General features: G+C 69.7%; 12 protein-coding genes and 1 riboswitch. Of the genes, 6 read left to right on the top strand and 6 right to left on the bottom strand.

What is annotated here, in order from left to right; translation table 11 throughout:
* Positions 1–318: 318 nt before the first annotated feature.
* From glyA to ABZU75_RS28125, 4 genes are all read right to left on the bottom strand, one after another.
* Positions 319–1,575, bottom strand: coding sequence for a serine hydroxymethyltransferase (glyA, locus tag ABZU75_RS28110; RefSeq protein WP_343967454.1), 1,257 nt, complete (start codon positions 1,573–1,575; stop codon positions 319–321).
* A gap of 32 nt (positions 1,576–1,607) precedes the next feature.
* Positions 1,608–1,691: riboswitch (ZMP/ZTP riboswitch) on the bottom strand.
* 8 nt (positions 1,692–1,699) lie between these two features.
* Positions 1,700–2,611 carry a YihY/virulence factor BrkB family protein gene (locus ABZU75_RS28115; protein WP_355560277.1) on the bottom strand — a complete coding sequence of 304 codons (912 nt, stop codon included), beginning with the start codon at positions 2,609–2,611 and terminating at the stop codon, positions 1,700–1,702.
* A gap of 179 nt (positions 2,612–2,790) precedes the next feature.
* Entirely contained in the window at positions 2,791–3,189 is a 399-nt protein-coding gene (locus ABZU75_RS28120; RefSeq protein WP_355560280.1) for a YccF domain-containing protein, read from the bottom strand.
* A gap of 60 nt (positions 3,190–3,249) precedes the next feature.
* A complete protein-coding gene (locus tag ABZU75_RS28125; RefSeq protein ID WP_355560283.1) occupies positions 3,250–4,047 on the bottom strand; it encodes a TIGR03084 family metal-binding protein in 798 nt (265 codons plus the stop codon).
* Positions 4,048–4,326: 279 nt separating this feature from the next.
* Here ABZU75_RS28125 and ABZU75_RS28130 point away from each other — a divergent pair, with 279 nt between their 5' ends.
* From ABZU75_RS28130 to ABZU75_RS28150, 5 genes are all read left to right on the top strand, one after another.
* Positions 4,327–4,410 carry a putative leader peptide gene (locus tag ABZU75_RS28130; RefSeq protein WP_350917820.1) on the top strand — a complete coding sequence of 28 codons (84 nt, stop codon included), beginning with the start codon at positions 4,327–4,329 and terminating at the stop codon, positions 4,408–4,410.
* A gap of 148 nt (positions 4,411–4,558) precedes the next feature.
* Positions 4,559–6,241 carry a nitrite/sulfite reductase gene (locus tag ABZU75_RS28135; RefSeq protein WP_350917027.1) on the top strand — a complete coding sequence of 561 codons (1,683 nt, stop codon included), beginning with the start codon at positions 4,559–4,561 and terminating at the stop codon, positions 6,239–6,241.
* A 12-nt stretch (positions 6,242–6,253) separates the two neighbouring features.
* Positions 6,254–6,397: an Insertion element protein gene (locus tag ABZU75_RS28140; protein ID WP_184616917.1), complete on the top strand. Its 144-nt coding sequence runs from the start codon at positions 6,254–6,256 to the stop codon at positions 6,395–6,397.
* Between the two features lie 130 nt (positions 6,398–6,527).
* Complete coding sequence (locus tag ABZU75_RS28145; protein ID WP_355560288.1) at positions 6,528–7,256, top strand: phosphoadenylyl-sulfate reductase; 729 nt, start codon at positions 6,528–6,530, stop codon at positions 7,254–7,256.
* Positions 7,253–8,014: a sirohydrochlorin chelatase gene (locus ABZU75_RS28150; protein ID WP_355560291.1), complete on the top strand. Its 762-nt coding sequence runs from the start codon at positions 7,253–7,255 to the stop codon at positions 8,012–8,014. Before ABZU75_RS28145 ends, ABZU75_RS28150 begins: the two co-directional genes overlap by 4 nt.
* 46 nt (positions 8,015–8,060) lie before the next feature.
* On the opposite strand, the gene ABZU75_RS28155 is transcribed toward ABZU75_RS28150, so the two are convergent.
* Together ABZU75_RS28155 and ABZU75_RS28160 are read right to left on the bottom strand one after the other, a co-directional pair.
* Positions 8,061–8,873, bottom strand: a complete 813-nt coding sequence (locus ABZU75_RS28155) for a hypothetical protein (protein ID WP_355560294.1) — start codon at positions 8,871–8,873, stop codon at positions 8,061–8,063.
* A 1-nt stretch (position 8,874) separates the two neighbouring features.
* The gene (locus tag ABZU75_RS28160; protein ID WP_350917040.1) at positions 8,875–9,369 is read right to left on the bottom strand and encodes a SigE family RNA polymerase sigma factor; all 495 of its coding nucleotides are present in this window, start codon (positions 9,367–9,369) and stop codon (positions 8,875–8,877) included.
* Between the two features lie 207 nt (positions 9,370–9,576).
* On the opposite strand from ABZU75_RS28160, the gene ABZU75_RS28165 reads away from it, so the two are divergent.
* On the top strand, positions 9,577–9,668 hold a 92-nt coding region (locus tag ABZU75_RS28165), incomplete at its 3' end, for a hypothetical protein (RefSeq protein ID WP_355560310.1).

Genomic DNA, 9,668 nt, shown 5'->3' on the forward strand with positions numbered 1-9,668 from the left:
TGGAAGGTCGGGTGCCCCGTCGTGAATCGGCTAGGCGGGCACCCGGAGGTTGGTGGATGGCATGATCATCAGAACAACCCGCATGATCTCCACCTCCTCGTGGCTCACGGCCGCCCGTCTCTCGAACGACGTCTTCCGGAGAACCATAGCGCAGCCCCTCCCGCCCGGTGCAAACCCATTTTGGCCGTGCCGGGGAACGCGTCAGGGCCCCGGGGCGCGTGGCGTCCCGGGGCCCTGACGGATCCGGCCCTTGAAGATCTGTTCAGCCTCGTCGGCACGGCCCCGAGCGTGCCCGGTGCACCGTCCGCGAGTGCTCGGTCACAGGCCGGGTGCCGGGAAGTGGGAGGTGAGCTCCCTGACCTCGCCGTGGACTCGGGTGATGACGTGCTTGGCCTCGTCCTCGTCCTTGGCCAGGGCGGTGACGACCTGGTCGATCCAGGCGCCGATCTGCCGCATCTCGGCGACGCCCATGCCGCGGCTGGTCACGCCCGCGGTGCCGATGCGGATGCCCGACGGGTCGAACGGCTTGCGCGTGTCGAACGGCACGGTGTTGTAGTTGGTCTCCAGACCCGCCTTGTCCAGGGCCTGGGCGGCGGGCTTACCACCGATGCCCTTGGGGGTCAGGTCGAACAGGATGAGGTGGTTGTCGGTGCCACCGGAGACCAGGTCGAAGCCGCGGCCGCTGAGCTCCTCGGCCAGCGCCTTGGCGTTCAGGACGACCTGGCGGGCGTAGTCCTTGAAGTCGTCGGTCGCCGCTTCCTTCAGCGCCACCGCGATGGCCGCGGTGGTGTGGTTGTGCGGGCCGCCCTGCAGGCCGGGGAAGACCGCCTTGTTGAGGGCGGTGGCGTGCTCGTCGGAGGTGGCCATGAGCATGGCGCCCCTGGGTCCGCGCAGGGTCTTGTGGGTGGTGGTGGAGATGACGTCCGCGTAACCGACCGGGGACGGGTGGGCGCCACCGGCCACCAGGCCGGCGATGTGCGCGATGTCCGCGGCGAGCACGGCCCCGACCTCACGGGCGATCTCGGCGAAGGCCGGGAAGTCGATGGTGCGCGGGATCGCGGTACCACCGCAGAAGATCACCTTGGGTCGCTCACGGAGGGCGATCTCGCGCACCTCGTCCATGTCGACGCGACCGGTGTCCTTGCGAACCCCGTAGCGGACCGGGTTGAACCACTTGCCGGTGGCCGAGACCGACCAGCCGTGGGTCAGGTGGCCGCCGAAGGGCAGGCCCATGCCCATCACGGTCTCGCCCGGCTTCAGGAAGGCCAGGTAGATCGCGAGGTTGGCGGGCGAGCCCGAGTAGGGCTGGACGTTGGCGTGGTTCACCCCGAACAGGGACTTGGCCCTGTCGATGGCGATGGTCTCGATCTGGTCGATGACCTGCTGACCCTCGTAGTAGCGCTTGCCGGGGTAGCCCTCGGAATACTTGTTGGTGAGGACGGTGCCCGTGGCCTCAAGGACGGCCTTGGAGACGTAGTTCTCCGAAGCGATCAGCTTGACCGTGTCGGCCTGCCGCCGCTCCTCGGCCTTGATGAGCTCGGCGATCTGCGGATCCACGCTGGAAAGAGCACTCATGCGCCTTCACTCCCCTGTCATCGTCGACATCGCGTGAAGACCCAGGCGCTCGGCCTTCTCGCCCTTCAGCTCCCTGGTGGTCTCTCCCACCCTATGCGCCAGTCGCCGCATAGACGATAGCGGACTAACCCATACGGCTGGCGCGACCTGCGCCGTCGACCGGCCAGAGCCGGTCGACCTCGGCGTTGAGCGTGGCCCCGATGAGCACGGCCAGCGCGGTGATGTAGAGCCAGAGCAGTACGGCGATGGGCGCGGCGAGCGAGCCGTAGATGGAGACCGGGGAGAACCAGGCGGCGAGCACCGCGCGCAGCACGGCGGCGCAGACGATCCAGATGACGAGCGCGAGCACCGCCCCGGGCAGCTCGCGCCACCAGCGCGTGCGTACCGGCACGCTCACGTGGTAGAGCAGGGTAAGGAAGATCACCGAGCCGATGACGACCACCGGCCAGTAGAGGACGTCGACCAGCGGGGCGTAGTCGGTCGGCAGGGCACCGCGCAGCGCGACGGGACCGAGAACGAGCACGGGCATCACCACCAGCCCGATCAGCAGCCCCGCGAGATAGAACCCGAAGGACATCAGGCGGGTGCGGATGATGCCCCGCTCCTCGCCGAGGCCGTAGGCGACCGAGATCAGGTCGACGTAGACGAACAGCGCCCGCGAGCCCGACCAGAGCGCGAGCAGAAAGCCCAGGGAGATCAGCGAGACCTGGTTCTCGGGCTTCAACACGTCCTCGATGAGCGGGGTGACGACGGTGTCGACGGCGTTGTCCGTGAAGAGCAGGTGGGCCTGCTGGTCGATCCAGTCGCTGACGTTCTTGACCGTCTCGGGGCCGAACACCCGGGTCAGCTGGCCGAGCACGCCGATCAGGCCGAGCATGAACGGCGGCAGCGACAGCAGCGCGAAGAAGGCCGCCTCCCCCGCCAGGCCGGTGACGCGGTAGGTGACGCCCGCGTTCGTGGTGGCGGTGACCAGCGCCCACAGGTCGGTTCCGCGCATCCACGCGAGCGCCGCCCGCAGCCGGGTCCAGACATCCATACCGCGAATCCACGCGAGGCCCGTGCGCAGCCATGTCCCGGGCCCGCGCGAAGGGCGCCGCTTGGGCCCGGGCCGCTGGGCCGGGGCATCAGTGGACGTCATGCCACACAACGGTATTCCTAGCCGTGCTTGATCACGAGTCAGGCGGGCAACGATCGAATCTCACCCGCCTGCCCGGGTCACCTGTGGTAGAACGCCTGGGCGTCGTCGCTGTCGACGATCCGGGCGCCCAGCGGCAGCAGGGAGACGGGGATCAGCTTGAGGTTGGCGAGGCCCAGCGGGATTCCGATGATCGACAGGAAGAGCGGGATCGAGGTCAGCAGGTGCCCGATCGCCAGCCAGATCCCGGCCACGACGAACCAGATCACGTTGCCGATGGTGGACATCACCCCCGCGTCGGGGTCGCGCACCACGGTCCGGCCGAAGGGCCACAGCGCGTAGGCGGCGATCCGGAACGACGCGATGCCGAACGGGATGGTGATGATCAGAATGCAACAGACGATGCCCGCGAGGACATAGCCGATCGCCAGCCAGATTCCCGCGAAGACCAACCAGATGACGTTCAACAAAGTCCGCATATTTACAAGGATGTCAGGTGAAACAGCCTCGCTTCCATCCGGTACTCCCCTGAAAAATCCCTACCTCTCCCCTTGGCCGAGGGGGGCTCTTCCCTTGCCCGGGGGGCCGGCGAAGGCCTGCGCGACCGCCGTCCAGGCCCTCGCGGTCTCGCCGCGTACCAGCAGGGACGTGTCGGCGAGGTGGCGGCGCTGGACCACCAGGAGGCAGAAGTCGAGCATGGTGCCGCGGACCAGATCGGGGACGCCCGGGGGTCCGGCCGCCCACGGCGATCCGTCGGGCATGGTCAGCTCCACCCGTACCGGCTGTGCCGGCGGCTCCAGGCCGCGCACCGCGAAGCCGTACGGCAGGGCGCGTACCCCGAGCGTCGCCACGTGCCTGAGCCTGGCGGTCGGCGCGCGCGTGACGCCGAGCACGTCCGCCACGTCCTGCCCGTGAGCCCAGGTCTCCATCAGGCGCGCGGTGACAAAGGAGGCGACCGACATGTCGGGCCCGTACCAGGGCAGCCTGGCACCGGCGTCCAGCCGGGCGAAGGCCTCCAGGCCGCGGGCCCTGGCCTCGCGGAACCAGTCGCGTATCTGGCCGGCGGCCAGGCTGCGTGAGGCGACCGCGAGCTCGTCCACCGCGGAGTCGCCACGGGCCAGGAGGGCGGGCAGGGCGGCCCGGAACCCGTCGGGGTCGGTGGCGGAGACGGTGGCGGCGTCGTCGAACCAGGCGAGATGGCTGATCTGGTCGCGCACCATCCAGCCCTCGGCCGGGGTGGCCAGCTCCCACTCCTCCGCGCCGAGCCTTCCGATCATCGCGTCGAGTTCGGCCGTCTCGGCGTGCAGATCCGCCAGCAGCTCGTCCACCAGGCCCATGGCGCCTCCCTGTTCCAGCCAAGGCCAGGGTAACCGAGTAATGTTCTAGAGGGAACAGCGCAGAATGGAGGCATGATCTGCCAGGAGTGCAAGGCACGGCGGCACGATAAGTGTCGAGGGGGCTCGTGGTGCGACTGCCAGCACAAGCCCGCCGACAGGCCCAGGGAGTCGGCGATGGGCTGGCCGCGCCAGGGATGACCCGGGCCCGGATCTCGCCCTCGCGTCCAGATTGTGGACCCGACATTGGACATCCGGTGCCACCAAGGTATCGTCAGGGACATGCCAGCGGACCCATTGCTCGTCGTGCGACGCCACGTCGACCTTCTGCGTGTCCGCAGTGCCATCTGTTGTGACGTCCGTTAACCGTCGCCCTCTGCTGATTTCACCCAGCTCGGCCGCGTAACAGGCGTCCTCCTCTGAGTAATCGACCCCCGCACTCAACGACGAGGCGGGAGGTGCCGCCCGTGCGCGTCCGGAAATCATCCCATCGAGCCTCAAAAAGGACGCGCACATGACGACCCCGGCCCGGCCGGTCAACCGACACCACAAGCGCCCGCGTGGCGAAGGTCAGTGGGCTCTCGGTTACCGCGAACCGTTGAACAAGAACGAGGAGAACAAGAAGAACGATGACGGGCTCAACGTCCGTCAGCGGATCATCGACATCTACTCCAAGCGGGGCTTCGACTCCATCGATCCCTCCGACCTGCGCGGCCGGATGCGCTGGTTCGGTCTCTACACCCAGCGCAAGCCCGGGATCGACGGCGGCAAGACCGCGATCCTGGAGCCGGAGGAGCTCGACGACCGCTACTTCATGCTCCGGGTCAGGATCGACGGCGGCCGGCTCGACCTGGCGCAGCTGCGGGTCATCGCCGACATCTCCAACCTCTACGGCCGGGGCACCGCCGACGTCACCGACCGGCAGAACATCCAGCTCCACTGGATCGAGATCGAGGCCGTCCCCGACATCTGGGAGCGCCTGGAGTCGGTGGGCCTGTCCACCACGGAGGCCTGCGGCGACACCCCGCGCGTCATCCTGGGCTGCCCGCTGGCCGGGATCGACACCGACGAGGTCCTCGACGGCTCCGCACAGATCCAGGAGATCTACGACACCTACATCGGCGACCCCGCCTTCTCCAACCTGCCGCGCAAGTTCAAGTCGGCGGTGAGCGGGTGCCCGGCGCACTGCACCGTGCACGAGATCAACGACGTGGCGTTCGTGGGCGTCGTGAACGACAAGGGCGAGCGGGGTTTCGACCTCTGGGTGGGCGGCGGCCTGTCCACCAACCCGATGCTCGGCAAGCGGCTGGGGGTCTTCCTCACCCCCGAGCAGGTCGCCCCCGCCTACGGCGGCGTGATCGGCATCTTCCGCGACTACGGCTACCGCCGCCTGCGGCACCGGGCCCGGATCAAGTTCCTGATCAACGACTGGGGCGCGGAGAAGTTCAGGGAGATCCTGGAGACGGAGTACCTCGGCCACGCCCTGCCCGACGGCCCCGCGCCCGAGGAGCCGCGCGGCGGCCGCAGGGACCACGTGGGCGTCTTCCCGCAGAAGGACGGCAACTTCTACGTCGGCTTCGCACCGAAGGTCGGCCGCCTCGACGGTGACAAGCTGCACCTGATCGCCGACATCGCCGAGCGGCACGGTTCCAACCGGGTGCACACCACCGTCGAGCAGAAGATGGTCATCCTCGACGTGGCGCCCGACCAGGTCGACAGCCTCGTCGCCGAGCTGGAGGCCGGCGACCTGCAGGTCAACCCCTCCACCTTCCGGCGCCAGACCATGGCGTGCACCGGGATCGAGTTCTGCAAGCTGGCCATCGTCGAGACCAAGGCCACCGCGGCCAACCTGATCGACGAGCTGGAGCAGCGGCTGCCCGATTTCAAGAACCCGCTGACCATCAACGTCAACGGCTGCCCCAACTCCTGCGCGCGCATCCAGGTCGCCGACATCGGCCTGAAGGGCCAGCTCGTCGTCAACGACAAGGGTGAGCAGGTCGAGGGCTTCCAGGTGCACCTGGGCGGCTCGCTGGGCGTCAACCCGGGCTTCGGCCGCAAGGTCCGCGGCCTGAAGACCACCTCCGAGGAGCTTCCCGACTACGTGGAGCGGGTGCTACGCAACTTCGAGGAGCAGAAGAAGGACGACGAGACCTTCTCCGACTGGGTGCAGCGCGCCGACGACGCGGACCTGAAGTGAACGGCGAAACGGATGAGTGAGCGCGCCGTCCCCTTCCACTGCCCGTACTGCGGCGAGGAGGACCTGGAGCCCTACGAGGGCGACGGCGGCTGGTACTGCCGGTCGTGCGCGCGTGCCTTCAAGTTGAAGTTTCTCGGAATCGGGGTGCGCTCGTGACGCGCGGCGAATCCGACGCGGTCCACGCGAGGGCCGGCGAGGCCCTCGCGAGCCGCACGGTCCAGACGGCGAGTTCCGGCGCGACGAGCGCACCGCTCCGCGGGGCGAATGAGGATTGGGTGAACGAGCGATGACACTGGTGGACATCGAGATCGGGTTACGGCAGCAGCGGAGCGCGTTCGAGCTGCAGGACATCGTCGAGTCGGCCTCCCGGTTCCTGGAGGACGCCTCGGCCCTGGAGATCATCCGCTGGGCGGCGGCGACCTTCGGCGACCGGCTCTGCCTGACCGCCTCCATGGCCGACGCCCTGCTGATCGACCTGGTCAGCCGGGTCAAGCCCGGCGTGGACGTGCTGTTCATCGACACCGGTTACCACTTCGCCGAGACGATCGGCACCCGTGACGCGGTCCAGCAGGTCTACGACGTGAACGTGATCAACGTGAAGCCGTCCCGGACCGTCGCGGAGCAGGAGCGCGACCTGGGTCCGCGCCTGTTCGGACGCAACCCCGACCTCTGCTGCTACCTGCGCAAGGTCGAGCCGCTCAACCGCGCGCTGGAGCCCTACCTCGCCTGGGTCTCCGGCATCCGCCGCGACGAGGCGGCCACCCGCGCCGGCGTCAAGGTCGTGGAGTGGGACGCCAAGCGCCAGATGGTCAAGATCAACCCGATCGCCAGCTGGACGCAGGACGACGTCGACAACTACATGGCCGACAACGGAGTGCTGATCAACCCGCTGCACTACGACAACTACCCCTCGATCGGCTGCGCCCCCTGCACCCGCCAGGTCGCCCCGGGAGAGGACCCGCGCAGCGGTCGCTGGGCCGGCATGGGCAAGACCGAGTGCGGGCTGCACGTATGACGTGGCGCTCCCCCGGCGCCGCTTCCGTGACACCGCTGATCGCGGTGGCGCACGGGTCCCGTGACCCGCGCGCCGCCGCGACCGTGGAGGACCTGCTCGACCTGGTACGGATTGCGCGCCCGGAACTCCTCGTGCGCACCGCCTACCTCGACCACGCCGCCCCGACGCTCCCTGCGGCGCTGTCGGGACTGACCGAGGCGGTGGTGCTGCCGCTGCTGCTCACCGAGGCCTACCACAGCCGGGTCGACATCCCCGGCGCGCTGGCCGAGGCGACGGCCCGCCGGCCCCTGCTGCGCGTGCACGCGGGCGCCACCCTGGGCCCGCACCCACTGCTGGTCACCGCGCTGGAGCGGCGGCTGGCCGAGGCGGGGGTGGAGCCCGGCGAGATGGGCACCGCCGTGGTGCTGGTCTCGGCCGGCTCCAGCGACCCGCGGGCCAACGCGACGGTCGCCCAGATCGCCGGAGACTGGTCCGCACGGCGCGGCTGGCGGTCGGTGAGCGCCGCCTACGCCTCGGCCGCCGGTCCCACCCCGCAGGAGGCGGTGCTGCGCCTGCGGCGCTCCGGGGCCGCCAGGGTCGTCATCGCCCCCTACCTGCTGGCCCCCGGCCACTTCGCCGACAAGATCCGCCGCGAGACGCTGGCCGCGGGCGCCGACGTCGTCGCCGACGTGCTGGGCGCCGCCCCGGAGCTCGCGACGGTGCTGCTCGAACGCTACGACCGGGCCGCGCACCGGCGAAGGGTGCTCGCCACCGCCTGAACCCCACCGTGCCCGGCTCCGCAGCTCAGGGACCTCACGAGGGGGCTCAGGGCACTCTCGGGGGTACGGTGGCCTCGCCCTCGCAGCGCAGCAGGACCACCTTCCCGGTTCTCGGGTCCACCTGGCGCACGTTGTCCTGGCAGGTCGAGGAGATCATCTTCCGCACGCTGACCGACCACTTCAGCGGGAAGGGTTTCGCTTCGCTGAGCTGTGCCTCCCAGCCCTCGAAGTAGTCGTCCATCCCTTCGAGCAGCATGTTGATCGTCTTGCCCGTGCTGTCGATCTCGCCGGGCAGCACGACCGCGGACACGACCCGCTCCCCTGCCTTCAGAATCTCCATACCCTTGATCGCCCCGGTGCTCCGGTCCTCCTGGAAGATCTCCATGGTGAATCCGTCGGGGCCGGTTCCGCAGAGCTGCCTTCTGGGAGGGCCGTCGTCGATCCAGACGATCGCCCGCCGCAGCGGTCCTGAGCAGTGGACGTTCACCATCGCCGGGCCGGTCAGGGATCCGAGCCGGAGTTCCTCACGTGTCCCACCGGTCTTGTAGCCGCGGGTCACGACCTCGCGCCCCGGGTAGGGCCCTCCCAACGGCTGTGACGTGGTCGGTGTGCCGGTGGACGGCCGGGCCATCACTCCGGTCCAGACGTCGGCGTCGCTCGCCGTGCCGCCGCCCAGGGGCACGTTGAGTGCCACCGCGACGGTGAGGGCGGCCGCGGCCGCCGCACCGGCCGCGCCCCAGCGGCGGCGTCTGATCGCGCGGACCCGCCGGTGGACGTCGGCGACGGCCACGCCCCTGTTGTGATCCTCGCCCCCGTCTCCGGTCAGGATCTCGCGCAGTTCGAATTCGGTGATCGTCATCTCAGCTCCCCGTGGTGATCGCGACGGTCGCGGGATCGACCCGCAGTTTGCGCAGTGCCCGGCTGGCCTGGCTGCGCACGGTCGGCACCGAGCAGCCGAGGATCTCGGCGATCTGCTGGTCGGGCAGGTCGGCGAAGTAACGCAGCACGATCACGGCCCGCTGCCTGCCGGGAAGCCCGGCCAGGACCTGCCTGACCGCCTCCCGGCCGGCCACCGCGTCCTCCGCGGCCTCGTCCGGTGTCTCGGGGAGGTCCGCGCTCGGCACCTCCCCCCGCCACCTGCGCCGCCACCAGCTGGCATGGGTGTTGGCCAGGATGCGGTAGACGTAGGGGTCCGGATCGTCGCCCACTCTCCGCCAGGCGAGCCACGCCTTGGCCAGGGCCGTCTGCAGCAGGTCCTCCGCCGTGCCCCAGTCGCGGCACAGCAGGTAGGCGGTCCGCAGCAGGCGGGCCGAGCGCTGCTCCACATAGCGCTCGAAGTCGGCCCGGTCTCGCATCGGGGGGTCCTCCCTGCTCGGTGTATGTCACCGAGCACTACGCTCCGGGCGCCCCGAGACGTTGCACGCGCCTGGAGACTCACCCGCCGGGGGCGCGGGGAGAAAACCCGGACGGGGACAGAGGCGGCCGAGCGCACGGCCACGCGGCCCGGAATGGCGCGGCCCGGGAGTGGCACGGGCGACACGTAGCAGGTGAACGCGGGGCAGGTGAACGCGGGGCAGGTGAACGCGGGGCAGGTGAACGCGGGGCAGGTGAACGCGGGGCAGGTGAACGCGGGGCAGGTGAACGCGGGGCAGGG

The sequence above is a fragment of the Streptosporangium sp. NPDC005286 genome (assembly GCF_040607515.1).
Taxonomy (GTDB): Bacteria; Actinomycetota; Actinomycetes; order Streptosporangiales; family Streptosporangiaceae; genus Streptosporangium.